This window comes from Caballeronia sp. BR00000012568055 (genome assembly GCF_029439455.1).
Classification (GTDB): Bacteria; Pseudomonadota; Gammaproteobacteria; order Burkholderiales; family Burkholderiaceae; genus Caballeronia.
In genome coordinates, this window is sequence record NZ_JAQFVG010000251.1 from 59,480 (window position 1) to 85,830 (window position 26,351).

25 protein-coding genes are annotated in these 26,351 nt (G+C 62.6%); 13 read left to right on the forward strand and 12 right to left on the reverse strand.

The window, feature by feature from the left end:
- Window positions 1-16: 16 nt before the first annotated feature.
- The 5 genes from P7F28_RS14630 to P7F28_RS14650 all read right to left on the reverse strand — a co-directional run bounded on the left by P7F28_RS14630 (window position 17) and on the right by P7F28_RS14650 (window position 5,805).
- Complete coding sequence (locus tag P7F28_RS14630; RefSeq protein ID WP_277185237.1) at window positions 17-973, reverse strand: ABC transporter permease; 957 nt, start codon at window positions 971-973, stop codon at window positions 17-19.
- A gap of 7 nt (window positions 974-980) precedes the next feature.
- Window positions 981-1,964: an ABC transporter permease gene (locus tag P7F28_RS14635; RefSeq protein WP_277185238.1), complete on the reverse strand. Its 984-nt coding sequence runs from the start codon at window positions 1,962-1,964 to the stop codon at window positions 981-983.
- Window positions 1,954-3,516: a sugar ABC transporter ATP-binding protein gene (locus P7F28_RS14640; protein ID WP_277185239.1), complete on the reverse strand. Its 1,563-nt coding sequence runs from the start codon at window positions 3,514-3,516 to the stop codon at window positions 1,954-1,956. The genes P7F28_RS14635 and P7F28_RS14640 overlap by 11 nt, the downstream gene beginning before the upstream one ends.
- A 90-nt stretch (window positions 3,517-3,606) precedes the next feature.
- Complete coding sequence (locus tag P7F28_RS14645) at window positions 3,607-4,617, reverse strand: ABC transporter substrate-binding protein (RefSeq protein WP_277185240.1); 1,011 nt, start codon at window positions 4,615-4,617, stop codon at window positions 3,607-3,609.
- A gap of 93 nt (window positions 4,618-4,710) precedes the next feature.
- Window positions 4,711-5,805, reverse strand: a complete 1,095-nt coding sequence (locus P7F28_RS14650) for a LacI family DNA-binding transcriptional regulator (protein ID WP_277185241.1) — start codon at window positions 5,803-5,805, stop codon at window positions 4,711-4,713.
- A 173-nt stretch (window positions 5,806-5,978) separates the two neighbouring features.
- Here P7F28_RS14650 and P7F28_RS14655 point away from each other — a divergent pair, with 173 nt between their 5' ends.
- Entirely contained in the window at window positions 5,979-6,767 is a 789-nt protein-coding gene (locus P7F28_RS14655; RefSeq protein WP_277185242.1) for a phytanoyl-CoA dioxygenase family protein, read from the forward strand.
- The gene (locus P7F28_RS14660) at window positions 6,764-7,717 is read left to right on the forward strand and encodes an aldose 1-epimerase (RefSeq protein ID WP_277185243.1); all 954 of its coding nucleotides are present in this window, start codon (window positions 6,764-6,766) and stop codon (window positions 7,715-7,717) included. The genes P7F28_RS14655 and P7F28_RS14660 overlap by 4 nt, the downstream gene beginning before the upstream one ends.
- Here the strand turns inward: P7F28_RS14660 and P7F28_RS14665 are convergent.
- From P7F28_RS14665 to P7F28_RS14675, 3 genes are all read right to left on the reverse strand, one after another.
- The gene (locus tag P7F28_RS14665) at window positions 7,694-7,942 is read right to left on the reverse strand and encodes a hypothetical protein (protein ID WP_277185244.1); all 249 of its coding nucleotides are present in this window, start codon (window positions 7,940-7,942) and stop codon (window positions 7,694-7,696) included. The genes P7F28_RS14660 and P7F28_RS14665 overlap by 24 nt on opposite strands.
- Before the next feature lie 456 nt (window positions 7,943-8,398).
- Window positions 8,399-8,683 carry a hypothetical protein gene (locus P7F28_RS14670; protein WP_277185245.1) on the reverse strand — a complete coding sequence of 95 codons (285 nt, stop codon included), beginning with the start codon at window positions 8,681-8,683 and terminating at the stop codon, window positions 8,399-8,401.
- Between the two features lie 124 nt (window positions 8,684-8,807).
- Window positions 8,808-9,041 carry a hypothetical protein gene (locus tag P7F28_RS14675; RefSeq protein ID WP_277185246.1) on the reverse strand — a complete coding sequence of 78 codons (234 nt, stop codon included), beginning with the start codon at window positions 9,039-9,041 and terminating at the stop codon, window positions 8,808-8,810.
- 127 nt (window positions 9,042-9,168) lie between these two features.
- Here P7F28_RS14675 and P7F28_RS14680 point away from each other — a divergent pair, with 127 nt between their 5' ends.
- Both P7F28_RS14680 and P7F28_RS14685 read left to right on the forward strand, forming a co-directional pair.
- A complete protein-coding gene (locus P7F28_RS14680; RefSeq protein ID WP_277185247.1) occupies window positions 9,169-10,380 on the forward strand; it encodes a putative DNA modification/repair radical SAM protein in 1,212 nt (403 codons plus the stop codon).
- A 1-nt stretch (window position 10,381) separates the two neighbouring features.
- On the forward strand, window positions 10,382-11,800 hold the full coding sequence (locus tag P7F28_RS14685) for a UdgX family uracil-DNA binding protein (RefSeq protein ID WP_277185248.1): 1,419 nt from the start codon (window positions 10,382-10,384) through the stop codon (window positions 11,798-11,800).
- Between the two features lie 40 nt (window positions 11,801-11,840).
- On the opposite strand, the gene P7F28_RS14690 is transcribed toward P7F28_RS14685, so the two are convergent.
- Entirely contained in the window at window positions 11,841-12,629 is a 789-nt protein-coding gene (locus P7F28_RS14690; protein ID WP_277185249.1) for an SDR family NAD(P)-dependent oxidoreductase, read from the reverse strand.
- 298 nt (window positions 12,630-12,927) lie between these two features.
- Between P7F28_RS14690 and P7F28_RS14695 the strand changes: the two genes are divergently transcribed.
- The 3 genes from P7F28_RS14695 (at window position 12,928) to P7F28_RS14705 (ending at window position 17,142) form a co-directional block, all read left to right on the forward strand.
- Window positions 12,928-13,617, forward strand: a complete 690-nt coding sequence (locus P7F28_RS14695; protein ID WP_277185250.1) for a DUF4410 domain-containing protein — start codon at window positions 12,928-12,930, stop codon at window positions 13,615-13,617.
- Window positions 13,618-13,674: 57 nt separating this feature from the next.
- Entirely contained in the window at window positions 13,675-14,964 is a 1,290-nt protein-coding gene (gene cls, locus P7F28_RS14700; RefSeq protein WP_277185251.1) for a cardiolipin synthase, read from the forward strand.
- A 108-nt stretch (window positions 14,965-15,072) separates the two neighbouring features.
- The gene (locus P7F28_RS14705; protein WP_277185252.1) at window positions 15,073-17,142 is read left to right on the forward strand and encodes an EAL domain-containing protein; all 2,070 of its coding nucleotides are present in this window, start codon (window positions 15,073-15,075) and stop codon (window positions 17,140-17,142) included.
- A gap of 3 nt (window positions 17,143-17,145) precedes the next feature.
- On the opposite strand, the gene P7F28_RS14710 is transcribed toward P7F28_RS14705, so the two are convergent.
- Window positions 17,146-18,684 (reverse strand): DHA2 family efflux MFS transporter permease subunit, encoded by a 1,539-nt coding sequence (locus P7F28_RS14710; RefSeq protein WP_277185253.1) that lies wholly within the window; start codon window positions 18,682-18,684, stop codon window positions 17,146-17,148.
- A 99-nt stretch (window positions 18,685-18,783) separates the two neighbouring features.
- Between P7F28_RS14710 and P7F28_RS14715 the strand changes: the two genes are divergently transcribed.
- Both P7F28_RS14715 and P7F28_RS14720 read left to right on the forward strand, forming a co-directional pair.
- Window positions 18,784-19,227 carry a MarR family transcriptional regulator gene (locus tag P7F28_RS14715; RefSeq protein ID WP_277185254.1) on the forward strand — a complete coding sequence of 148 codons (444 nt, stop codon included), beginning with the start codon at window positions 18,784-18,786 and terminating at the stop codon, window positions 19,225-19,227.
- Window positions 19,228-19,299: 72 nt separating this feature from the next.
- Window positions 19,300-19,599, forward strand: a complete 300-nt coding sequence (locus tag P7F28_RS14720; RefSeq protein ID WP_277185255.1) for a DUF4148 domain-containing protein — start codon at window positions 19,300-19,302, stop codon at window positions 19,597-19,599.
- A gap of 49 nt (window positions 19,600-19,648) precedes the next feature.
- On the opposite strand, the gene P7F28_RS14725 is transcribed toward P7F28_RS14720, so the two are convergent.
- Complete coding sequence (locus P7F28_RS14725; RefSeq protein WP_277185256.1) at window positions 19,649-21,364, reverse strand: ShlB/FhaC/HecB family hemolysin secretion/activation protein; 1,716 nt, start codon at window positions 21,362-21,364, stop codon at window positions 19,649-19,651.
- Between the two features lie 169 nt (window positions 21,365-21,533).
- Window positions 21,534-23,300, reverse strand: a complete 1,767-nt coding sequence (locus P7F28_RS14730; RefSeq protein WP_277185257.1) for a collagen-like triple helix repeat-containing protein — start codon at window positions 23,298-23,300, stop codon at window positions 21,534-21,536.
- A 676-nt stretch (window positions 23,301-23,976) separates the two neighbouring features.
- Between P7F28_RS14730 and P7F28_RS14735 the strand changes: the two genes are divergently transcribed.
- The 4 genes from P7F28_RS14735 (at window position 23,977) to cpaB (ending at window position 26,351) form a co-directional block, all read left to right on the forward strand.
- Window positions 23,977-24,150: a Flp family type IVb pilin gene (locus P7F28_RS14735; protein WP_277185258.1), complete on the forward strand. Its 174-nt coding sequence runs from the start codon at window positions 23,977-23,979 to the stop codon at window positions 24,148-24,150.
- Window positions 24,151-24,354: 204 nt separating this feature from the next.
- Complete coding sequence (locus P7F28_RS14740; RefSeq protein ID WP_277185259.1) at window positions 24,355-24,849, forward strand: prepilin peptidase; 495 nt, start codon at window positions 24,355-24,357, stop codon at window positions 24,847-24,849.
- The gene (locus P7F28_RS14745; protein WP_277185260.1) at window positions 24,846-25,319 is read left to right on the forward strand and encodes a TadE/TadG family type IV pilus assembly protein; all 474 of its coding nucleotides are present in this window, start codon (window positions 24,846-24,848) and stop codon (window positions 25,317-25,319) included. Before P7F28_RS14740 ends, P7F28_RS14745 begins: the two co-directional genes overlap by 4 nt.
- Before the next feature lie 30 nt (window positions 25,320-25,349).
- Window positions 25,350-26,351 carry a Flp pilus assembly protein CpaB gene (gene cpaB / locus P7F28_RS14750; RefSeq protein ID WP_277185261.1) on the forward strand — a complete coding sequence of 334 codons (1,002 nt, stop codon included), beginning with the start codon at window positions 25,350-25,352 and terminating at the stop codon, window positions 26,349-26,351.

The window sequence follows — 26,351 nt, forward strand, 5'->3', positions numbered from 1 at the left end:
CTCACTCAGCGCCGACTCAGTGCGCCACCTTCACCGTCTTCCCGCCGCGCTTCAGCACTCTGGCCTGCAAGACGATCACCAGCAGCAGGAACAAACCGCGAATCACCGACTGCCAGTAAGCCGACAAGCTGATATACCCCAGCCCGTTTTCGAAGTTGAGCAGGTTGAACACCAGTCCGAGCAGCGCGACACCGGCAATCGTCATCGCGATCGAGCCTTCGCCGCCCGTCAGACGCGTGCCGCCGAGCACGACAGCGGAAATCGCGAACAGCTCCCAGCCGACGCCTTCGTTCGGCTGTCCCGCGCCGAACTGCGCTGCCAGAATCGCCCCGGCGATACCCGCGAGCAGTCCGCTCACCGCGTACACCGCCACCAGCGTGCGATCGACATTCATCCCCATCAATCGCGATGCCTCTTCGCTGCCGCCGATCGCCAGCGCGTGCCGCCCGAAGCGCGCCGAGCGCAACGCGATCCAGCCCAGAATTGCCGCCACCGCCGATACGACGCCCGGAATCGGCAGGCCGAAGATATCGCCCTGACCGAAGGCCGCGAAGCTCGTGTCGGACGCGATGCCGACCGCATCGTTATGGCCGAGCAGCAGCGCCAGACCATGCGCGCCGAGACTGGTCGCCAGCGTGACGATGAAGGGCAAAATCCGCATATGCGTAATCACCATGCCGTTGAGCAGACCCACCGCCAGCCCGGCAATCGATCCGGCAAGCACGGCGACCAGGCCGCCATGCGGACTCGCCAGCGCCGACACCACGCTCGCCAGCGCCGCCACCGATCCCACCGACAGATCGATCCCGCCCGTGATGATCACGAACGCCATGCCGATGGAAATCAGCAGGAACATGGAGTTGTATCGCCAGAAGGAGAGGATGTTGTAGGCATCGGCGAAATGGTCGTAACGGGTCACGCCGAGTACGAGCAGCGCGGCCAGCGCGATCAGAATGGGCAAGTTCTTCTTCATATTCGATTCAGCCTCGCTTTCTTTGCACGTACACGGCCGCGATGATGATGGCCGCTTTCAGCACCAGCGCCGCCGCATCCGGAATGCCGTGGGCGAGCAGCGTATAGCGCAATAACTGGATGATGAGCGCGCCGATCAGCGTGCCCGTGATGTACGCGCGTCCGCCCGTCAAGGCCGTGCCGCCGACCGCGACCGCCGCGATCGCATCCAGTTCGACGCCAAGACCTACCACGTTCGCGTCCGACGACGAATTCACCGAGATCGAAATGAGTCCGGCCAGTCCCGCCAGCGCGGCGCACAGCGCGTAGGCGATCATCTTGACGCGCATGGTCGGAATGCCCGACAGATACGCCGCGTCCTCGTTGCCGCCCGTCACCAGCAGATACTTGCCAAACAGCGTCTTGCGCACGATCCACGTGAACAGCGCGACCAGCGCGAGCATCAGCAAAATCTGGAAGGGCACGCCCGCGATCTTGCCCAGCGCGATCCACTGAAACGTGGGATTGGTGAACGCCTGAAGGCTACCGTCCGTGACGACCTGCGCGATGCCGCGTCCGGCGATAAACAACACCAGCGTCGCGACAATCGGCTGCACGTTGAGCCGCGTCACCAACAAGCCATTGAATACGCCGCACAAGGCCGCCACGATAATCGGCAGCGTGAACGCGAGCACGATCCCGAGCGGCCCGTCGATATTCATAAACAGCATCGGCGCGAGCGCACCGGAGATCGCCATCGACGCACCCACGGACAAGTCGATGCCGCCCGTCGCCACCACCAGCGTCATGCCAATGCCGACGATCACGATCGTCACCACCTGCGTCAGATTGACGTTGAAGGTTTGCAGCGACACGAAATGCTGCGTGAACAGCAGATTGAACACGATCATCGCCAGCAGCACGACGATCTCACGCTGGATCGCCACGCCGCGTTTTTTCTTGACCGGCGCTTGTTGGACGATGGGCGCGGCGCTATGCGTCTTATCGATCATGTTTGGCTTCCTCCACCGCCTCGGCCAGCGTCGATTCGCGGCCCGCGCCGTACGCGATCGCATCCATGATCGAGGCTTCGTTCATCTGCGCGCCGTTGAGTTTCGCGACGGTCTGGCCATCGCGGATCACGACCGCGCGGTCGGCCACCGCCGTCAGTTCTTCCAGTTCCGATGCCGACAGCAGCACGGCCAGCCCCGAATCGCGTAATTCGCGCACGATCTTGGCGACGTCCGCCTTCGCGCCGACGTCGATGCCGCGTGTGGGTTCATCGAGTAAAAGCAGGCGAGGGTGCGTGGCGAGCCAGCGCGCGAGCAGCACCTTTTGCTGATTGCCGCCCGAGAGCTCGCGGATCGGCTGATCGGGCGAACGCAGCTTGATACCGAGCGATTCGATAAAGCCATCGACGATTTCTTTTTGTTTGGCGACATCGACCACGCCGCGTTTGGTCAGCATCGGCAGGCAGACCAGCGTGAGGTTGTCGCGCACGGACAGCTCCGGCACGATGCCTTCCGCCTTGCGATCTTCGGTCAGATAAGCGATGCCGCGTGCGATCGCGTCTTGCGGCGACTTGAGCGCGACCTCTTTCCCGTCGATGGACAGCGCGCCTTTCGCCGGCCGATCTGCGCCGAACAACAAGCGCATGGTTTCGGTGCGCCCCGAGCCGAGCAAACCGGCGAGCCCGACCGCTTCGCCCGCATGCACATCGAGCGATACGTCCGCGACTTTCGCGCCCGCCGCCAGTCCTTGCGCGCTCAATGCCACCGCGCCGCGCTTGGCGAGATTCGCGTCTTTCACCGCGCTGTCTTCCTGCACCACAGCGGCGAGCGTGCGCCCGAGCATGGTGGTGACGAGCTTGAGCTTGTCCATCTCCTGCATGCTGCTTTCGGCGACGGTTTGTCCATCGCGCATGACGGTGACGCGGTCGCACAGCGCATACAGTTCGTCCAGCCGATGTGATACGAAAATCACCGCGCGTCCATCGTCGCGTAATCGTCTGACCACGGTGAACAGCAACTCGACTTCGCGCTCGTCGAGCGAAGAAGTCGATTCATCCATGATCACCATCCGCGCGTCCGACGACACCGCCCGCGCCAGCGCGACCATCTGCTGAATCGCGCTGGAATATTCACGCACGGGCTTTTTCACATCGATCTTCAGTCCGAACGATTCGAGCAATTCATCCGCGCGCCGCTGCACGCTTTTCCAGTCGATCAGACCGAAACGGCGCGGCTCGCGGCCCAGAAAAATATTTTCCGCGACCGAGCGGAACGGCACCAGATTGATCTCCTGATAGATCGTGCTGATGCCGGCTTCGCGCGCCTCTTTCGGCGTGCGGAAATCGATCTCGCGTCCATCGAATTTGATGCCGCCCGCGCTCTTGCGATACGCGCCGGTGAGAATCTTGATCAGCGTCGATTTACCCGCGCCGTTCTGGCCGATCAGCGCATGCACTTCGCCCGCCGCGACGGTCAGCCGCGCGTGCTTGAGCGCCGCGACGCCGCCGAAGGAAATATCGATGTCCTGCATGTCCAGCAAGGGAGCCTGAGCCATCGTGCTTCATCCATCGTCATCGAAATGAAAAAGCGAGCGCCTGGCTTGAGAAAGCAAGCGCCCGCAAAGGCACACACACTTCGCTGAAGATCAGTAGCCGTACTTCATGCTCGCATCGACGTTGCTCTTGTCGTAGAAGCGGTCCGAGACCTTGACCCACGGCGGAATGGTTTCGCCCTTGGCGTACTTCTGCGCCACGTCACACGCCAGCGGCCCGAAGAACGGACTGGACTGCACGCTCGCGCCGAGTTCGCCCGCCTTGATGGCGTCCAGTCCGCCCTTGGTGCCGTCGATGGTGACGATCTGGATATCCTTGCCCGGCTGCTTGCCCGCCGCCTTGATCGCGGCAATCGCGCCGAGCGCCATTTCATCGTTGTGCGCGTAGACGGCGGTCACATCCGGATGCGCCTGCAACAGGGTTTCCATCACCTGACGACCCTTGTCGCGCGCAAAATCACCACTCTGCGATGCAACGATCTTCATGCCCGGATTCTTCGCGATCACATCGTCGAAACCTTTCTTGCGATCGTTCGCCGCGGACGCGCCCGTCGAGCCTTCCAGTTCGATGATGGTCGCCTTGCCGCCCGTCGCCTTCACGAGCCAGTCGGTGGCGCGCTGTCCCTGATCGATAAAGTCCGAGCCGATAAACGTGATGTAGTCCTTGCCCGCTTTGGCCATCGACTGATCGACGTTACGGTCAACGAGAATCACCGGAATGCCGGCCTTCTTCGCCTGCATGATGACCGGCACCAGCGGCTTTTCTTCACGCGGCGGGAACACCAGCAGATCGACGTGCTGCGCGATCATGCTTTGGATATCCGCGACCTGTTTGGCGGCGGAACTGTTGGCATCGGTCATGACCATCTGCCAGCCGCACTTCGCGGCAATATCCTTGAAGCTCTTGGTCTCCGCCAGACGCCACGGGTTGTTGCTCTCCGTCTGCGCGAAACCGACCTTCAGCGGTTTCTTGTTCGGGATCTTGGGCAGCGCGTCATCGGCTGCGTGCGCGGTGGTGAAGCCTGCGGTAAAGGTAAGCGCGGTCAATGCAGAGAGTGTGGCGGCGAGCGGGCGCAAGCCCGATTTCTTCTTGAGCGACAGCATGTCTTCCTCCGATTGGAATGGTTTGCCTCTTTCTTGTTTCTATTGATGCCGATGCTTGTTGTTGCCCGGTCTGTCTGCTGCGAGAGTTATTACTTATTCGTTAATATTATTAGTCACGAGTTGCTTCGTTTCGCTGAGCACTTTCACCGACACACGTTCGATCAAAGGCCCATCGAGTTTCACGGTCCGACGCCGCACCGGCGCACCCGCCGCGCGGTTATGTTCTTCCTGCAAAAGCGTTTCGACCGCCCAGCGTCCGAGTTCGTAGTTGGGCAGAACGACGGTAGAAAGCGGCGGATGCGTATGACGCGCGATTTCCTGATCGTCGTAGCCGAGCACGGACACATCGTCGGGCACGCGCAGGCCGAGTTGCTTCACGGCTTCGATCGCGCCGATCGCCATCAGATCGTTCGCGCAGAAAATGGCGGTTGGCGGATTCGGCTCGCGCATCAGTGAAAGCGTTTCTTCGAAGCCGGTGGCCGGACCCCAATCGCCTTCGCGCACGAGTTCCGGCGCGAACGGCAAGTCAGCCGTCGCCAATGCGGTCCGATACCCCTTCAGCCGATCGCGCGCCGCGTCCTGCCACGGCTCGCCGTTGATATACCCGATCCGCCGATGCCCCGCCGCCAGCAAATAATCCGTCGCCGTATGTCCGCCCGCGACTTCCGCCGGCACCACCGACGAGATGTTGGCATCGTTCGAATAGCAGTTGAGAAGCACGGTCGGCACGCGGGCGAGTGCGGCGGGCACGCTCACACGGCGCGTATAAACCGTCGCGTAGATCACGCCGAGAACGTTCGGATTGCCGAGCGTTGCATCGAGCACGCGCGCTTCGATTTCCGCGTTGCCGTGCGTCGAATACACCGCGAGCATGCGATTGTTGGCAAACGCGGCATCGCGCGCGCCGTCGATGCTTACGACAGGATGCGGACTGGTCGAGATTTCATCAGCGAGATAGACGATCAGATTGCGCTCGCCTTCGTTTTCCAGCGGCGTCAACGCGTTCGGCTCGCGCTGTGTCATCCGATAGCCGAGTTCCTGCGCCGCGCGCAGCACCTTGTCACGCGTGGCATCCGAAAACTTGGCACCACTGGCGTTGTTCAGCACGAGCGAAACCGTCGATTGCGAGACTCCGGTGAGTTTCGCGATATCGGTCATGGTCGGGCGGCGCTGAGTGGTTTTCTTCATGTGCGTGACGGCTGGAGTGCAGCAAACTTACCACTAATATTAGCGATGAACAACGCGCACGAACGCCAATCAGACTCGGGGTTTTCACCGACTATTACTAATAATATTGACGACTCGATTACAGCCGTGCGATTCTCTTCGCCAACCGAGACAGAGACAAGAAGGAGCCGCGCATGGGCCGATACGACGAAAGCGAGCGCGATGCGCTGGCGGCATCGTTCGAGCGCGACGGCTTTCTGATGCTGCGCGAGCACTTTCCACGCGCGACGATCGAAGCATGGCGCGACGCCTTCATGCCGCTGCTGCAACCGCATGTCGATGCAAACGCCAACGGCAATCGCGGTCCCGGCCGCTATTACGTGACGCTGCCGTTCGACGGCCTGTTCGCCGATCCCGCCATCTTCTGCGATGAAGACATCGTCGGAATAGTCGAACGCGTCGCGGGCCGCGATCCGGTGATGTGCCAGCTCGCCACCGATACGCCCGTGCTCGGCTCGCAAAACCAGGACTGGCATCGCGACACGCCCGCGCTTTTCGACAACGCGCCGGAAACGCCGTCCTTCCAGCTCGCGGTCAATTTTCCGCTGGTCGATGTGGACGACAGCAACGGCCCGCTCGAAACCACGCGTGGCACGCATCGCATGTCACGTGAGGAAGCGCTCGACGCGATGGAAGCAGGGCGCATCGCACCGGAACGCGTACCGATGCAACTCGGCGACGTGATGATCCGCGACGTACGCGGACTGCATCGCGGCACGCCGAATCTGATCGCCGCGCCGCGTCCGATGGTCGTGATCGGCTACAGCCGCGCATGGTATTTCCGGCCCGAAGTGCATATCGACGTACCGCGCGGCGTGCTCGCAGGCTTACCCGCGCGCGCCAGACGTCTGCTGCGATTCAACAACATCGTCGAAGAAACCACGCGTAGCTTCGACGAAAACTACAGGCAGTTCGCATATTGAGCGACGATCGTTTTTCTCTCTCCACGCCCGCCGATACACCCTTGGTCGAGTTGCGTCACGGCGCGCGGCGTGTGCTGCTCGCGCCGCATATCGGCGGCGCGATCGCGGCGTTTTACGAGTCGCACGATGCCGACGTGATCCACTGGCTCCGTCCCGCGACGCAAGCAATGCTCGACGCGCGCAATCCGCTCGGCATGGCGAGCTTTCCGCTGCTGCCGTACTGCAACCGCATCCGCGATGCGCGCTTCACATTCAACGGCGAACTCATCGATCTGTCCGACGATGGCAATACGTTCCCGCATGCGCTGCATGGCAACGCGTGGCGTCGCCCGTGGCGTGTCGATGCGGTGAGCGAGTCGCGAGCGACGTTGAGCTTTGCGCACGAGCCGTCGCGTGCGGCGGCGCATCACTGGCCGTTCGCGTACGAGGCATCGCAGGAAATTGTGCTCGATGCGCACGCGCTGTCCGTCACCATGACGCTGCGCAATCTGTCCGATCAACCGATGCCGTTCGGCATCGGCCATCATCCTTATTTTCCACGTACGCCAGCCACGACTGTGAGCGCACAAGTCGATGCGATGTGGCACGGCACGCCCGATCCCTTGCCGATGCATCTCGCGCCGCACCCCAGCGTCGATGCGCTGAATTCCGCGCAAGGCATGCTCCCCGATGCCTTCGATCTCGACAATCACTTCACCGGCTGGAAGCATTCGGCCACGATTGCGTGGCCCGACGAAGATCGCGCGGTCACGCTGAAAGCGGCCGCGCCGTTCGACTTTATGGTGATTTATGCGCCCGCGACGTTTCCATCGTTATTGTGCGTGGAGCCGGTGAGCAATGTCGCGGACTGGGTGAATCTCGATGCGGATCGCGCGTCGGCGGGCGGCGGCGTGCTTGCGCCGGGTGAAGTCATGCGCGCGGGCTTTTCACTGGCTACGCGTATCGGTTGACGATTCGCTCTTGCCGGAATCGGCGCCGCCATAGGAATTGTCATTGGCGGCGGTGCCCGATGCGGGCGCGTCTTGCGCGACGTACATCGGCCGCATCGTATCGATAATCTGATGCGCGCTGTCCGGCATGCCTTGCGCGCGCGACGACTGCATATAAGCGGCATTCACGACGAGCGCGCAGGCGGCCATCATCGTGACGACTCTGGTTTGGGTCTTGCGATTCATGATGCGTTTCCCCTTCATTCGACGACAAAAATCGCGTCGCGCATGGTCCACGCGTATCGGGACGCCATGCGACGGCCAGCCGACACGCCTCTTCGGGTCTGCTCGCATACAAACGGCCACGCGAACGCTCGAAATCGCCCGCAGGGCAAGGAGTAAGGAGCGCCGTTTGGTTATCCAAACAAGCGACGCGCGACGCCGCCATGCGGGTGAGTTCGGGCGTTCCCGAAGGGTTGTCCCCGCAGGGGCAACGCGTGGTCGTTTGTATGCGAGCAGGCCCGAGTGAATCCATGCGCGCGCGATGCAATGAACGCACGGGATGCGCAGCGTTCAGGGGTCAAGTTACGGAGAATGGGGAAATGGCGAAATCCCTATGACGTAGGGACGCATTTGGCGGGGACATGAATAAGCCCGCGCGCTTCCGTCCGAAGCACGCGGGCTGTTACTCCTAAACCGATATCAATTCGACTTGGCTGCGCCGCCGCTGGCGTCCATGCCCGAGTCGCCTTTCTTCTTCATCATCATCTTGCCGTTCGAGCTTTTCGAATCCATCGTGTTCGCGCCCGATGCACCCGACGTCGAACCCGTCGCGCCATGCGCATTCGGCGTACTCATGCCGGTGCCGCCTTGACCCGCGCCATTGCCGCCTGCCGTGCCGCCACCGCCGCCACCCGACTGTGCAAACGCCAGCGTCGATGCGCTCATGATCAAGGCCGCGGCAATACTCGTTCTGATCGTTCTCATGATGTCTCTCCCTTTTCCAGTTTCCATTGACGGTGAATGTGAACCACGCGCCGCATTCAGCGATGCAGCGTCGTCTTACATTCCGCAATGAACGTGCCGTGAGGGAAGGGACATCGACAAGTTGCTATTGCTGTAGTCCCGCGAGCATCTCGTCGCACCACTCGATAGCCCACGAGCGCGCGCAATGCAGCGCGTCCCACTCGCTGTCGAAGCCATCGAGATCGTCCGAGTCGAACACCTGGACGTGCGGCGTGCGCTCATCCGGCGGACAGGCGATGCGCGCGTGCGCATAAAAGCGCCCGTCTTCGTCATGACGCGCGGTGCAGTCGATATGAAACGTGCGGTAGTCGAAACGCATAAAAGTCTCCGTGGAACGGGGCGTGCGGATGCATCCGAGAACGAGTCGAACACGTACCAGACTCATTAATTGCCAACGCCCCATCAACTCCGTAGAATACTGTATAAACATACAGTATCACATCAAAATGGACTTGTCCGAGAAGCTCGAAATTCTCGCGGATGCAGCCAAGTACGACGCCTCGTGCGCGAGCAGCGGTGCGCCCAAACGCGAATCGCGCGGTATCGATGGTTTGGGCGCCAGCACCGGCTCCGGCATCTGCCACAGCTTCACGCCCGATGGCCGCTGCGTCTCGCTGCTCAAGATTCTGCTGACCAACTTCTGTCTTTACGACTGCCGCTACTGCATCAACCGTCGTTCGAGCAACGTGCCACGCGCACGCTTCACACCCGAAGAAGTCGTCGATCTCACGCTGGACTTTTATCGCCGCAATTACATCGACGGGCTGTTTCTCAGTTCGGGCGTGATCCGCTCCTCGAATTACACGATGGAGCAGATGATGCTCGTGGCGAAATCGCTGCGCGAGACGCATCGGTTTCGCGGCTACATCCATTTGAAAACGATCCCGGATGCGGATGCTGAACTCATCGAAAAAGCCGGGCGATACGCGGACCGGCTGAGCGTGAATATTGAATTGCCGACCGAAATTGGTCTGGAAAAGCTCGCGCCTGAAAAAAGCGGTCGCACCATCAAGCTGGCAATGGGCAATATCCGCATGGCGCGCGAAGAGGCCGAAGCGGAGCCGCGCGCGCCGCGTTTCGCGCCTTCGGGGCAGAGCACGCAGATGATCATCGGCGCGGACGAAACCGACGACCGCACCATTCTCGGCACGGCGGAAACGCTGTACGGCTCGTATCAGCTCAAGCGCGTCTATTACTCCGCGTTCAGTCCGATTCCCGATGGACCCTCAGCCTTGCCGCAGAAAGCGCCGCCGTTGTTGCGCGAGCATCGGCTGTATCAGGCGGATTTTTTGTTGCGCGGCTACGGTTCCAACGCCGCCGAATTGCTGGGCGATGCAGGCAATCTGCCGCTCGATATCGATCCGAAACTGGCCTGGGCGCTGGCGCATCGCGAGCGTTTTCCGGTGGATCTGAACACCGCGCCGGTGCGGATGATCGCGCGGGTGCCGGGCATCGGCATGCGCAATGCGAAGCGTATCGTCGAGTTGCGGCGCGCGCGGCGTGTGCGTTATCAGGATTTGGTGCGGCTGCGCTGCGGCATGGACAAGGTGAAGCCGTTCGTCGTGACGGAGGATTATCGGCCGCCGCTGCGCGAGGTGCAGTCCGACCATCTGCGGCGCGCGCTCGCCACGCAGCCCGTGCAACTTTCGCTGATCTGACGTGCCCGTTATTACCATCGACGATGATTTCGATGCCTGGCGCAACGCGGCGCGCCATGCTTTAGCGCAAGGTCTGACGCCGGAATCGATCGAATGGCGCACGGAGCAGGCCGCGCCTTCCTTGTTCGATTCGGCCTCGGACGCTTCTCCGGACGTTTCCGCAAAGTCAGAAACCATCCGCATTTCCAAAGAACTCGCGACGCTTCTGAAAGACGCCGCCCATTTCCGCGATCCACAACGCTGGGGCTTTCTTTATCGCGTGTTGTGGCGCTGGGCGCAGGGCGATCGCGCGGCGGCGTCGGCGGCGGACGAAGATGGCGCGCGGCTCAACAAGATGGCGAAATCCGTGCGGCGCGCGCAGCACGACATGATCGCCTATGTGCGATTCCGTCAGCGCGAAGCCTCGCTCGGCGCGCCGGAATATATCGCGTGGTACGAGCCGGATCACGATGTGCTCGCGTGGGGCGCGGAGCATTTCGCCGATCGCATGGGCAAATCGACGTGGCTGATCACCACGCCCGACGGCGCGGCCATGTTCGATGGCGCGCATCTGCATCTGGAACGCCGCCCCGCGCTCGCCGCCGACCACAAAGTCGATACCCCCGATGCCGCCGAAGCCCTGTGGATGACCTACTACCGCAGCATCTTCAACCCCGCGCGTTTGAACGAAGGGGCCCTGGAGCAGCATATGCCGGTGCGTTTCTGGAAGGGGCTGCCCGAAGGCGCGTTGATTCCCGGCATGATCAGCCAGGCGCGGGGCGGCGCGCGACGCGTCGGACAAGCGCAGCATGTCGGCGCTATGGGCGGCAAGACCGTGCAGGTCGAAGCGCAGGCTGCGCAACCCGAACGCGATGCCCCCACATCGCTCGATACCTGCCGCCGCTGCGATCTCTGGCGTCACGCTACGCAAGCCGTGCAAGGCGAAGGCCCGCGCGATGCCCGCATCATGCTGCTCGGCGAGCAGCCCGGCGATCAGGAAGACCTGAAGGGCGAACCCTTCGTCGGTCCCGCAGGCCAGTTACTCGATGATGCGATGCGCCGCGCCGGTGTGCCGCGCGAGCAGGTCTATCTGACCAATTCGGTCAAGCACTTCAAATGGGAGCCGCGCGGCAAGCGCCGTCTGCACAAAACGCCCGCGCAGCAGGAAATCGATGCGTGTTCGTATTGGCTCGAACAGGAACTGCACGATGTCGGCGCGCGCGTGATCGTCACGCTCGGCGCGACGGCCCTGAACGCGCTGCTCGGCAAGCGCGCGACTTTATCGGCGCATGTGGGGCGCGTGGTGCCGTATCGCGACAAGCTGATCGTGGCGACTTATCACCCGTCGTATGCGCTGCGCCAAAACGACGAGGCCGCGCGGGAAAAAACCGTCGCGGCCATCGTCGCTGCGCTGGAGCAGGCGCGTGATTTAAGCGGCTGAATCGAGCGGCTGAACCGAGTGACTGAACTGAGCGGCTGGATCAGAACGCCGCGCGCACCACGCCGCCATCGGCCCGCAACGCCGCGCCATTTGTCGCCGATGACAACTCCGAGCACACATAAGCCACGGTATTGGCAATTTCCTCCGGCGTGATAAAGCGCTTGAGGATGGACGTCGGGCGCGCTTCCTCGAAAAACTGCGTCTGGAATTCCTCGAAGCTCTTGCCGCCGCTCAGCTTGTTCACAAACTCGGTCACGCCTTCCGAACTCGTCGGACCCGGCAGCACGGAATTCACGGTCACGCCCGTGCCCGCGCAGGTTTCCGCCAGACCACGCGAGAGCGCGAGTTGCGCCGTCTTCGTCAGACCGTAATGGATCATCTCGACGGGAATCTGAATGCCGCTTTCGCTGCTGATAAACACCACGCGGCCCCAGTTCTGCGCCTTCATCTTCGGCAGATACGCGCGCGACAGCCGCACGCCGGACATGACATTGGCGTTGAAAAAGCGCAGCCATTCATCGTCGGAAATGTCTTCGAAGGGCTTCGGGTCGAAGATGCCCATGTTGTTCACGAGAATATCGACTTGCGGATAACGCTCGACCAGCGCGCTGACTTGCGCGGGATCGGAGATATCGCCCGCGAAGCCTTCGGCGCGCGCGTCCGGGACGAGTTCGAGCAGACGGGCGAGGGCGTCATCGACGGATGCTTGCGTGCGGCCGTTGACGATCACGCGCGCATCTTCGCGCGCCAGCGCCACCGCGATCGCATGGCCGATACCCTTCGTCGATCCGGACACCAAGGCGAGCTTGTTGGCGATTTTCAGATCCATATTTGTGCTCCTGTGCGTTGACGGGTTGAGCAGGCATAAGCGCGCCGCGAGACAGCAGTGAATCACAGGCAGGCGAAATTTGCTCGAATCGTGCCGCCGATTCGATCCCGACCGCGACTTTCCGAACGCGCGCAGAACCTTGTCACACAAGGCTCGGCGGCCCGTGACACCCCGCGACATAAATGCTCGATGGCCTGATTTATCGCCGTCCCGCATAGTTGCGCCAAGCGTGACGGGAACGATAGAGCAGGAACCGAAAGCCGCATCACGCACCGACGAATCCTTCAGGAGATGCACCATGACTTTCGCCCTCGCCATCAAACGCGCCGCTGCTGCTTGTGTCCTCACCGCCACCGCCTTGTTCGCCGGCACCGCCGCTCACGCGCAAACGGTCCGCCCCGACACCATCTACGTCTACGCCTTCCAGAGCGACGCCGCCGACGTCAAGCTGGACAATCACGGCATCGTCTCGAAGCTCAAAGGCGCAATGTCCGACCAATCCGCCGCGCAACAACAGGCGCAGGAAGCGCAGCAATCGCGTGAAGCGGTAGCAGACGAAATCGTCGCCAAACTCCAGTCGATGGGTCTGCCCGCCGTGCGCGCCGATGTCCCGCCGCCGTCCGATCAGAACGTGCTTGCGGTGCAGGGCAGCATCGACTCGATCGATGCGGGCAATCGCCGCCGCCGCACGCTGATCGGCCTCGGTGCGGGCAAGAGTCAGGTCGGCGCGACGGTGCAACTGGTCTTCACGCCCGCTCACGGCACGCCGCAAGTGCTCGAACAGTTCGATGCCGATGCCGACAGCGGCCACGCGCCCGGCGTCGCGGAAATGGCGGGCATCGGCGCGGCGGCGGGGCATGTGGCGAGCTCGCTGGCGGTATCGGGCGGGATGCACGCGGTGTCGGAGACGAAGCGCGCGGGGGTGTCGTCGGATGAGAAGAAACTGGCCGATTCGATCGCCAAACAGATTGCGAAGGTGGTCGGCTGAAGCCTCGCGCCGGGAACCGCCTACACTAGCGGTTCCCACCGAAGCCGAGGCCCGCGCATGCTGATGTTCGCTGTGATTGTTCTGACGGTCGTGGTGACCGTCATCGTCGTTCTGGTGATCGCCAATCTCACGACCGGCGAAAAGAAGGTCGAACACAAGATCGAACGGCTCTACGCCAGCGACGACCCGCAATTTCTCCGCTCGATGGGTCTGCTGCTCGGCCCGCCCGTGGTCGATGGCAATCGCTTTCAGGTGCTCGTCAACGGCGACGAAATCTTCCCGTCGATGCTGGACGGCATTCGCTCCGCGCAGCAGACCATTTGCTTCGAGACCTTTATCTACTGGTCCGGTGAGATCGGCGAGCAGGTGGCGAAGGCGTTATCGGACAAGGCGCGCAGTGGCGTAGCCGTACACGTGCTGCTCGACTGGGTCGGTTCCTCGAAAATGGACAAGCGCTATCTGTCGATGCTGCGCGACTCCGGCGCGGAAGTCATTCAGTATCACAAACCGCACTGGACCGGCCTCGGCCGCATGAACGACCGCACGCACCGCAAGCTGCTGGTGATCGACGGCAAAGTGGGTTTTACGGGCGGCGTGGGTATTGCGGAAGAATGGACCGGCCACGCGCAGGACGAAAAGCATTGGCGCGACTCGCACTTCCGTCTGGAAGGCCCGGCGGTCGGACATATGCAGGCCGTGTTTATGGACAACTGGGTCAAGGCGACGGGGAACGTGCTGCATGGTCCGGAATACTTTCCGGAACTGTCCGCGCTTCCTGCGCTCACCGAACCCGGCGCGGGTCTGGCGCATATGTTCAGCAGTTCGCCCTCGGGCGGCAGCGACGACATGCAGCTCATGTATCTGATGGCGATTACCGCCGCGACGCATTCCATCCAGCTGGAAAGCGCCTACTTCGTGCCCGACAAGCTGACGATCAACGCGATCGTCGAAGCGGCGAAACGCGGCGTGCGCGTGCGCGTCATCACACCGGGCAAACGGATCGATACCCACACGGTGCGCGAGGCCTCACGCGCGTGCTGGGGCGATCTGCTCGCGGCGGGCGTCGAAATGTACGAATACCAGCCGACCATGTTCCACTGCAAGCTGATGGTGGTGGACGAATATCTGGTGTCGGTCGGCTCGACCAATTTCGACACGCGCTCGTTCAAACTGAACGACGAAGCCAACCTCAATATCTACGACCGCGATTTCGCACGCCAGCAGACGGCGATCATCGAAAACGATCTGACGCGGGCGCGGCGCATCACGCTCGAGGAATGGCGACGCCGGCCCTGGTCCGAGCGGCTTCTGGAGCATGTCGCAGCGCTGCTCGACCCCGAACTCTGACCTCGACAAAAGCTGGCTGACAATTATTCGCATTTACAAGCTAAAGCTTGCCTGACCGCAGCCGATAAGACGCTTACGTAATTGAGCCTCTTTTCACGGTCATCAAAAATGCACGGCACATACAATTTATGGCTGGTCGCGGCGTCCTTGGTGGTCGCGTCGCTGGCTTCGTTTACCGCGCTCGATATTTCGGGCCGAATCGCGATGCTCCAGCAATCGCGCATGCGCCACGTCTGGCTGGCGGGCGGCGCGGCATCGATGGGCATCGGTATCTGGTCGATGCACTTCATTGGCGTGCTCGCCTTCGAATTGCCGATTCCGCTCGGCTACGACTTCGGCATCACGACAGGCTCGCTGGTGATCGCCATCGTGGTCTCGTACTTCGCGCTGTGGGTCATCAACGGCGCGAAGCTGACGGCGCGGCGGCTGATCATCTCCAGCGTGGCGATGGGTATCGGCATTGCAGCAATGCACTACACGGGCGATGCCGCCATGCAAATGGTCCCGGCGATTCAATACGATCCGTGGCTGTTCGCCGCTTCGATCTTGATTGCGATCGGCGCGTCGGGCGCGGCGCTGTGGATTGCGCGCACGCTCGCCGATGTCACGCAGGACAAGGTGGTCGAAAAACGGCTGATTGCGGCGGTGGTAATGGGTATCGCGATTACCGGGATGCACTACACCGGCAATGCGGCGGCCAATTTTCTGCCGAATTCCATTTGCGGCGCGGCGAACAGCGTCGATGGACGCTGGCTTGCGACGACCGTCGCGCTCTTTACGCTGGCGATTCTGAGCATCACGCTGGTGCTTTCGCGCTATGACGCGCGCACATCCGTGCTGGCCGGTTCGGTGTCGCGCCTGAATGGTCAGATCGTGCGGATGGCGAGTTTCGACACGCTGACCGACTTGCCGAACCGTCGCACCATGACCGAACGCATGGAACGCGCGATCAAGAATGCGTTGGCGGGCGGCAGTCGCTTCGCGATCCTCTTTATGGATCTCGACGGCTTCAAGACCATCAACGATTCGCTCGGCCACACCGTGGGCGATGAAGTGCTGAAAGCATTCTCCAAGCGCCTGCTCCAGTGCGTGCGCGGCGGCGACACGGTCGCGCGTCTGGGCGGCGACGAATTCGTCGTGATGCTGGAAAACCTCAACGTGCCGACCGATGCCGAAAAAATGGCCGAGCGCATTCTGGAAGTGATGCGTCAGGGACTGGTCGCGAGCGGCCATCCGCTTCAGGTGATGCCGAGCATCGGCATTGCGCTGTTTCCGCAGGACGGCGCATCCGTCGATGAATTGCTCAAGCACGCCGATGTCGCCATGTACGAAGCCAAGCGCGGCGGCCGCAGCACGTATCGTTTCTTCGAAGCCAGCATGAACGAAGCCGCCGTGCGCACCTTGCAGATTCAGCAAGCCTTGCACGATGCACTCGGTTCCAACTTTTTCTACCTGCTGTTCCAGCCGAAATTCCGTGGCAAGAGTGGCGAACTGGCGGGCGCGGAAGCGCTTATCCGCCTGAACCATCCGGAACTCGGCATGCTCGGGCCGATGGAGTTCATTCCGATCGCGGAGCGTTCGGGGCAGATTGTGCAGATTGGCTATTGGGTGGTGCGCGAGACGTGCAAACACATCTCGCAATGGCGCACGGAAGGCCGGCCGCCGGTGAAGGTGGCGGTGAATTTGTCGCCGCGTCAGATGACCGAAACGGACCTGGTTCAGAACATGATCCGGATCGTGCGCGAGCAGGGCGTATCGCCCGATCTGATCATGTTCGAGATCACCGAAACCGTGGCGATGCAGGACGCGCCGCGCACCATCGAGATGATTCATGCGTTCCAGGAAAGCGGTTTCGAGATCGCCATCGACGATTTCGGCACGGGTTATTCGAGCTTGGCCTATCTGCAACGTTTCCGCGCGAAGCAGTTGAAGATCGACCGCTTCTTCACGAACGGGCTGGACGAAAACGGTCAGGAAGGACGCGCGATCGTGTCCGCGATCATTGCGCTGGCGCACTCGCTCGATATGGATGTCGTGGCGGAAGGCGTCGAAACCGGCTCGCAACTCGACCGGCTCGAAGACATGATGTGCGACGAGATGCAGGGCTTCCTGCTGGCCAAACCGCTGTCGGCGGATGCGTTCGGCGATTTGCTGGTGCCGAAGACGGTGAGTGCGTGAGCCTCAATCCATCGCCGCATGCGCAAGCGATTCGTTCGTCACCCGCCGCGCCGGTCGGATCAGCAAAATCAGCGGCACCACCAACAGCGTGGCGACGAACATCAGCTTGAAATCGTTGAGATAAGCGATCATCGACGCCTGCTGCGTGATGCTCTGATTGAGCATCGCCATGTCCTGCATCGTGCCGCTGGTGAGCATGGGCTGCATCAGCGGATTGAAGGGCGTGATCTGCGCGGCGAGGTCGGCGTGGGCGACTTGCGTGTTGCGCGTCATCAGCGTCTGCACGATCGAAATGCCGATACTGCTGCCGATATTGCGCATCAGGCTGTAGGTGGCCGTGCCGTCGGCGCGCAGCGTGGCGGTGAGCGTGGAGAAGGTCAGCGCGGACAGCGGCACGAACACGAAACCCAGACCGAAGCCCTGAATCACGCCCGGCCAGACGATGTCGGAGGCGGAGAGGACGATCGTGTAGTGCATCATCTGCCAGAGCGCGAAGGCGGAGATGAGGAAGCCCGCGAGCAGCAATAGCCGCGCGTCGATGCGCTTGAGCAGGCGTCCGGCGACGAGCATCGCCACCATCGTGCCTGCGCCGCTCGGCGCGGTGACCAGGCCGGTGGTCGCGACGGGATAGTTCATCAGGTTCTGCAACATCGGCGGCAGGAGCGCGCGCGTGGCGTACATCACCGCGCCGATCACGAAGATGAAGCAGGTGCCGGTCGCGAAGTTGCGGTCTTTGAGCAACTCGTATTTGAAGAAGGATCGCGCGCCCGCCGTCGCCGTGTGCGCCACGAAGAAAACGAAGCTCACGGCGGCGAGAATGGCTTCGATGCGGATTTCCATCGAGCCGAACCAGTCGAGTTGCTCGCCGCGATCGAGCATCGCCTGGAATGCGCCGATGGCCAGGCCCAGCGTGGCGAAGCCGAATGCGTCGAATTTGACGGAGCGGCGCGCCGCCTGCGTCGGCAGAAACGTCAGCACGCCGAACAGCGCAAAAGCGCCGATCGGCACGTTGATGAAAAACACCCAGCGCCAGTTGTAGCTGTCGGTGAGCCAGCCGCCGAGCGTCGGCCCGAGAATCGGGCCGACCATCACGCCCATGCCCCAGACGGCCATCGCCTGACCTTGTTTTTCGGGCGGGTTGATATCGAGCAGGATGGACTGCGACAGCGGCACCAGCGCCGCGCCGAAAATGCCCTGCAACAGCCGCGACGCGACGATCTGCGTCAGCGTCTCCGACAAACCGCACAGCGCCGACGCCACGGTAAAGCCGGCAATCGACACGCACAGCAGGCGCTTCACGCTGAGCCGATCCGCGAGCCAGCCCGTGAGTGGCGTGGCGATCGCCGCCGCGACGATATACGACGTCAGCACCCAGGTGATTTCGTCCTGCGAGGCCGAGAGCGTGCCCTGCATATGCGGCAGCGCCACGTTGGCGATGGTGCTGTCGAGGGTCTGGATCAGCGTCGCGAGCATGATCGCGACGGTGAGCATGGTGCGGTTCAGCGGGACGGCGGCGCTTTCCGCGGAGGCTTGAGAGGACATTGACGGGTGCCGGGGCTCGGCGGCATCGAATAGTAAGTATGTGGATGATAAGCACGCTTATTATATGCGCGCCGCAGTCGGCTTTCATATAATCGCGCGATGGAAACCCAACTCGACAAACGCTTCGGCTTTCTGGTCGCGGACGTGGACCGCCTGTGCGGCAATCGTTTCGATGAACTGGCGAAGTCGTCGCTCAATCTCACGCGCGCGCAGTGCCGGGTGCTGGCGTACCTGTCGCATTACGGCGAAGTCAATCAGGCGCGGCTCGCGGGGCTGCTCGAAGTCGCGCCGATTTCGGCCGGGCGGCTGCTCGACCGGATGGAAGAGGGCGGCTGGATCGAACGTCGCGACGACCCGGACGACCGCCGCGCGCGTCAGGTGCGCATGAGCGGGAAAGCCGAGCAGGCGCTCGATCGGGCGCGGCGCGTGGGCGATGAGATCACGGAGGAAGCGCTGGCGGGATTCAGCGCGCAGGAACGTGATCAACTGATCGGCCTGTTGCAGCGCGTGCGGGGGAATCTGAGCCGTATCGTCGATCGGTGAATCGGTGAGAAGGGGCGGGATCGGTTTTTGCGCAGGCGTTTTGGCTTACATACCTCTTTTTGGAGAATCGCCATGCTGAACCTCCGCACTGCTCCGTTGGCCGTCCTCGCTTTATCCGCTGCGGCGCTTATTTCTCTGCCGGTTGCATCGGCGCAGGCTCAGGATGCGGGCGCATCCACGCCGAAGGAAGTTAGGAAGGCACAGCGCAAGGAAGCGCGCGCCAAGAAGAACGCCGAACTGAGCCAATTGGAAAAGAACGGCTACAACCCGGCTGGCGAGCAGACCAACTATCCGCAGAACCTGCAAAACGCGCAGAAGAAGATCGACGCGCAGAAGGCGGGCAAGCCTGCGCCGGCTACGACTACGCAGTAATGGACACTGCGCCCGCGTGGCATTCAGCGGGCGCTAACCTCGCAACAACTCAATCCAGCTGATACGAGAACGTCGCGTTCACACGCGGACTTCTCGACGCGCTTTCTACAGGCGCATCACCCGTGGCCTTGGCCACGGACAAATCGAGCGAATAGTGCTTCGCATCGCTTACGCGAAAGCCGATCCCGACCGATGACAACTGCTTCGGATTCGCCGTGCCGCCATGCAGATACACCCGCGCGGCATCGACGGAAACGTAGGGCGTGAAAGTCTTCAGATACGTCATGCCGATCACCACCGGCCGGTTCACCTCGAACGATGCGCCCCAGCCCGAATCGCCCGATACTTCGCCCGGCTGATAGCCCGCCGCGTAATGCTGCGCGCCGAACGAAACCTGCTCGGACGTGGGCAGCGTATCGGGCGAATACTGCCCGGTCGCCGATACGGCCGTGCCTATGCCGAACGGCCAGTCGTTGTTCTGCGTATAAGTCGCGCCCGTGCGCACGAAGGTGAGCGACACCGGATTCACCGGCGCATATCCAACGATATTCGTATCCGTTCCCTTCGATGCGCCGAGCACGTCGAACGCCTTCGCCACATTGACACTCATGCGCCGCGTCACGCCCGTACCGATGGCGGTGTAATCGAGCTGCAACTGCGTGACGCGGATTTGCGAATGCTGCGAGAGCATCGGATTGCCTTCGACGACGGTATTCTTCAGCCGGTCCTGATCGTGCGATGCGTACAGCGTGGCCGTGCCGACCAGACTGCGCGTATTGGACAACATGAACGGATACACCGCCGAAAACGCCAGCCTGTCGTTGACCACCGTCCGTTCGATATAGGACGGCAGGCCCGGATTATCGACCGGATGCCCGTAGTAATGCGAAGCATCGACCTTGGCGGTGAAGCCGTCCGTGCCGATCGGCAGCGTACCGTTCAACGCGTAGTAGGTCTGATCGTTTCGCCCCTTCGGCAGCAGCGCCGACGCACTGAGCGATTCCCCCAGCCCCAGCATGCCGTTCTCGGTTGCGCTCAGCAAACCCTGCACGCCCGGATGATTGAAGTCGATCCCCGTACTCACGTTGAACGGCTTGCGATCGACGTCCAGCGTGAGCGTGGCCGCGCCATCGGTGCTGGTCGGCGGCGCGACGGTGGCTTGCGTCTTCACGCCGGGAATCATGCCGAGCACGTTGATATAGCGCTCGAAAGTCGCCTGCCGCAGCGGCCGGTCGGCACGCATGCGATCGGCCACGGCGCGAATGCGTTTCTCCGCCGCGCCAGCTTTGCCTTTGATGACGACATCGGCAACATAGCCTTCGACCACGGTCACGCGCACCACGCCGCCCTCGAAGGTTTGCGCCGGGATAAAGGCGAACGACAGCGCATAGCCTTGGTCCTTGTACATCTGCGTGACTTCGTTGGCCGTCTCGATCAGCTTGCCGATGGTGATGTCCTGACCGACCAGCGGCGTGAATCGTCCGGCTACATCCTTGAACGGCAGCGTTTTGACGCCTTCGATCTGGACCTTGCTCGGCGTGATATGGCGTGCGAGCAGCGCATCGAGTGCGGAAGAGGGCTTCTGCACATCGACGGTCACGGTTGGAGTGGATGGCGCTTTGACCTGAGGCAGCGCGTCGAGCGGATTGCCGCCGACGGCCGGGCGCGGTGCGGCAGGAACGGTCTGCGAATGTGCGATTTGGGCCGAGAAGGGCGCCGCCATAGCGGCAAGAAAGAGCGCCCGTTTCCAGTCACGGATCTGCATGGTGTTTCCCTCGATTTCGATGTCGCGAGAACGTCGTGCGTTCTTCGTCGTTTGTGTTGTGCTGCAGTTACGTGCGGCAGTTACTTCGGATTCCAACGTATTTATCGTCGATACACCGGGCGGCGTGGCCGTTGGCTCGGCCTTACCCGCCCGGTTTTACTTCTGCGCTTTAGCGGTTCTTGCTGCCCAGGACGCCTCCGACCAGCGTGCCGACCGTACCGAGCAGGCCGCCGCCGTTCGCGGTGCCGCCCGTGCCCGACGTGCCACCCGACGACGATGACAGGCCCGTGGCCGGAGCTGTCGTTTGATTGGTCGCCACCGTGACGCCGAGGCCTGCCGTGACCGTCGTCACCGTGCCGAGCACGCCGCCTGAGGGCGCCGTGCCGCCCGATCCCGGCGATGTCGCCGCGCCCGTCAGGCCGCTGACCAGACCGGTGACCGGCGCAAGAATGCCGCCCGCACCCGTGCTGCCCGGACCTGTGCCAGAACCTGTGCCAGAACCTGTGCCTGAGCCTGTGCCCGTGCCGCCCGTCGTGCTGCTGAGCGCGCCCGTCACGCCGCTGAGCAGACCCGTGACCGGCGCAAGCACGCCGGTGCTCGATCCCGTGCCGCCGGTCGCGCCGCCCGTTGCGCCCGTCAGTGCGCCGACCACGCCGGTCACCGGCGCAAGAATGCCGCCCGCGCCTGCGCCCGTAACCGTACCGCCGAGTCCGCCCGTCAGTCCGCCGACAAGACTCGTCACCGGCGCGAGCACGCCCGAAGCGGAACCGCCCGTCACGCCGCTCACCAGACCCGTCACCGGTGCCAGGATGCCGCCCGCGCCCGTGCCGCCACCGGTCACGCCGCCGAGAATGCCGGTGATCGGCGCGAGCGGATTGCTGCCCGAATTGCCATTGACCAGCCCGCCCGCCGTCGAAACCGTCTGTCCCGTCGATGAAACCAGCGTGCCCAGACCGCTCGTGAGCGCATTGCCACCCGAAGCCGAGATGTTCTTGCCGGTGGTATCGAGCGCGCCGCCAAGCGATGTCAGCAGGTTGTTGACCGGCTGGCCGAGACCCGTGGCCGCGCCGACCGTTTGCGTCGTCGAGCCGACGAGCGATGTGATCGGCGTGATGGCCTGACTCACGGCTTGCGTGACCTGCGTGACCGGCGCGCTGCTGAGCGACTGGCCGACCACACCGCCGGTCTGATCGACCGCGTTCCCCACGATGCCGACGATCGCGCCCACCGGCGTCGTCACCGGCGCGAGCGGCGACAGCGTGCCGGTGCCCAGGCTCTGCACCAGCGTGCCCGCGCTCGAAACGGCATCGCCCGTCTTCGATACGACGCCGCCCAGACTCGAGACCGTGGTGCCGACCGGATTCGTCGACGAACCAATCGTGCCGAGCCCGGCCGATACGCCGTCGCCGAGCGTGGACACAGCCGCGCCAAGATTCGATACGGTGTCGCCTGCGGCTTTCGTGGTGCCCGCGCTGACGACGGGCGTCGTGCTCGTGCCGATGGTCGTGCCCAGGCCCGATACCGTATCGCCCAGTGCGGACACCACGTTGCCGGTCTTGTCGGCGACCGCTGCGACCGGCTGGACCGGAGTGGTTCCGGTGCCGCCGCCCGTGCCGCCGTTACCACCACTCCCCCCGCCACTTCCTCCACCACCGGTGCCGCCCGTGCCGCCTGTGCTGCCCGTGCTGCCGGTCGTGGTCCCCGAAGTTCCGCCCGTTCCAGTGCCTGTACCTGTGCCCGTATCCGTGCCGCCACCCGCGCCGCCCGTTCCGCCGTTATCAGATGAGATCGTGCCGGCGCCCGCGCCGCTGCTGCCGGTCGCGCCCTTGCTGATCGATCCCGAGCCGCCGCACGCGGCCAGTGACAACAGACTCGCCGCCGCAGCCGCGATGATTGTGGTGCGCAGCGTGACGCGCGCGATATCTCTCGTATTCATGTTCGGCCCTCGTATGTTTTGTTTGAACGACGGCCGATTTATTGCGAGAGCCGTGCCATCACGCCAAACCACGCCAAACGATTGCGGCGCGCGGGTCTCGAAACAGGTAAAAAATCCTTATGCGATGCGGCTTTAACGAATGCTCAGGATGCCGGAAGGATGCGCGCAAGACACGCGGGCGAAGAGGGAAAACACGTTCTCGTAACGTTACGAAGCAAGGGGCGCGTTACGGTTGATCGCGTTACATCGAATAAGGGGAAAGAGTTTCATGACGGCTATCAGCAATATCGACGAATAAGACGTTAATCGGCGATAAGCTAATTACGCACCGTGCGGGATAACAACCAGGTAACGAGAAATTCAATCGAATCAGGGTGCAATCGGGGCGGAACTGCGGGCGTCGTGTGTCGCTACTAGTACAACTACTGTCAGATGATTATTGATTTTGAGATATGTCTGGGTTATAAATTCACAAAAGCGGATTCTTCTTTCGGCAAACGGTGCGGGAGGGGTTATCGAAGCTAAAACGAAGCAAACATAAAACAAACTGAGAGAAAACGTGGATTTGAAATGCCGCTTAATAAGCGTGCGTTGCGGGTGACGCAGGCATGCTTATTAAGCGGCAAGGATAAACACGTCAATAGGCCAAAGATTCACCATTCCGAGGGCAACACAAATGAAAGCGACCGTTCTGCAGTTCCTCCGCGACCGCCGTGGCATTACCGCGATCGAATATGGTTTGATTGCCGGTGTATTGGCATTAGGCATCATGGCGGCCGTGGGGGACGTCGCGACTCAACTTTCCAGCACGTTCGAAGCCATCAAGACCGAATTGGCCAGCCACAGCTAAAAGCGTCCTCGAATCCCGAGCTTAATCGGCTCGGGATATTTAATTCACGGAAAGTGATTTGATCCGCGCCGGAGCAATCCGGCGCGCGGGGATTTCTTTTTGCTCACGCATCAGCATTAAAACGTCTTCGATTAACCGTTCGTTTAATCGAATACGTTTTGCCTCACCTGCTGCTTTTGCCTTACCTGCCGATCGTGCGCCGTCATGCTTTCATTTGAAAACGCGATTCTCGTCGCCTGGGCGCTCGCAGTCGCTTTATCCGACTGCCGGCGCAGGTCGATACCCAATTCGCTCGTATTGGCGGGCGGGCTGTCCGCGCTCGCCTTCGCGGCGTGGCGCGCGTCCCCATTCGATATCACGCTGGAAAGCGCGCTGCTCGGCACCGCCGCCGGTTTCGCGGCGCTGCTGCCGTTCTACCTGCTCAATATGATGGGCGCCGCCGATATCAAACTCTTCGCCGCCGTCGGCGCATGGTGCGGACCGCATGCGTTGCTCGGTATCTGGATGGCGGCGAGTCTGGCGGCTTTCGTCCACGCGCTGATTTTGCTGGCGCGCCGAATTCCAATATTCCAGATACGCGATTTTCCCGCCGATACTTCAGCCGCCGAATATCGTCGATCAAGTACGCCTTTCGGCGCGCTGCTCGCGTGCGCGGTGATCGCGCATCTCGCGCTGCATGCGCTGGAGAATCCGTCATGAAGCGCAGGCCGATTCCTTTAGGCCGCCAAAAGCAGCGACAGCGCGGCAGCATGGCGGTCGAATTCGCGATCATCTTTCCGCTCTTTTTCTATGTGTTCTACGCGATCGTCACCTACAGCCTGATCTTCGTCGCGCAGCAATCGCTGACGCTGGCGGCGGAAGAGGGCGCGCGCGCGGCGCTGCGGTATCAGACCGGCGCGAGCACCGTCGCTCAGTCGCTCGCGTTGCGCAGCACGGCTGCCTGCCAGACCGCGCAAAACCTGACCAACTGGCTGTCGAGCCTCGCGCAATGCACCGCGACGCCCGCCGCCTGTACCTACAACGCCAGCTTGTCGTGCATCCAGGTCACGCTCAACTACGCCTATTCGACCAACCCGCTGGTGCCGACGCTGCCGCTTTTGAGTCTCGCGCTGCCATCGGCGCTGCAGGCCAATGCAATGGTCCAGCTCGATCCGAACAACGTGCTATGAGCACGCGCCGCACTCATTTCATTTGATGCCATGGCCAACGTCACCCGCACACTCGCAATCCTGTTTTTCACGCTGGCCGTCGCGCTCGGCGTATTCGCCTTCACGCTGGCGCGCTCGCCCGATGCGCGTCCGGACCGCGCGTCCGCGCCGGGTGAATCGCAGGCGCTCGACGCCAATCGGCATCTCGTGCCGGTGGTGATCGCCGCACGCGATCTACGCGCGGGCCAGTCGCTCGATGCGTCGGCGCTGACCGTGCGCATGCAGGCCGAAACCGCGCCCGGCGCGTTCAACGATATCAACGCGCTCACCGGCCGCGTGACGCGCGCCGCCGTCGCACAAGGCGCGCCGCTCACCGAAGACGCGCTGTCCACCGGTCTCGCCGATGTCGTCGCGCCCGGCGAACGCGCAGTCGCCGTGCAGATCGACGAAACCAACGCGGTAGGCAACTACGTGCGTCCGGGCAATTTCGTCGATGTGTTCTTCACGCTCAAGCGCGAAAACGGCGGCACGAACAACGACGCCGAGATTGCATCGACACAGGCGCGGCTGCTGTTGTCGAAGGTGCGTGTGCTGAGCGTGGGCAGCACGGCGGTCGGCGGCGCGGATACGAATGCGAATGCCGGTGCGAACGGTGCAAACGGCGTGACCAACGCGAACGCCGCGAACCCCAACATCCCCGTGAATCGCACGGTAGCCGGCCGCCCCGCCGTGCTCGCCATCCGCACCGCCGATGTCGATGCTCTCACGCTCGCGGAAAACGCAGGCCGCATCGTGCTCGCGCTGCGCAATCCCGACGATGACGAAGCCGCACCTCCGCAAGCCTTCACGCCGCTGGTTCAGACCGGCGCGGACAAGAACGGCGCGACGCTGGCCGCAGCGGGGGTATCGCTGAGTGCGCTGGCGGCGGCGCATGTGACGCGGGAACGCGCGCCGGTGCGCGCTGCATCGCCTGCGCCGGTTCAGCGCGCCGCGCCGCGTGGCGACGATATCGAAGTGATTCGCGGCGGCCGCGTGGAACGCACCGCATCCTGA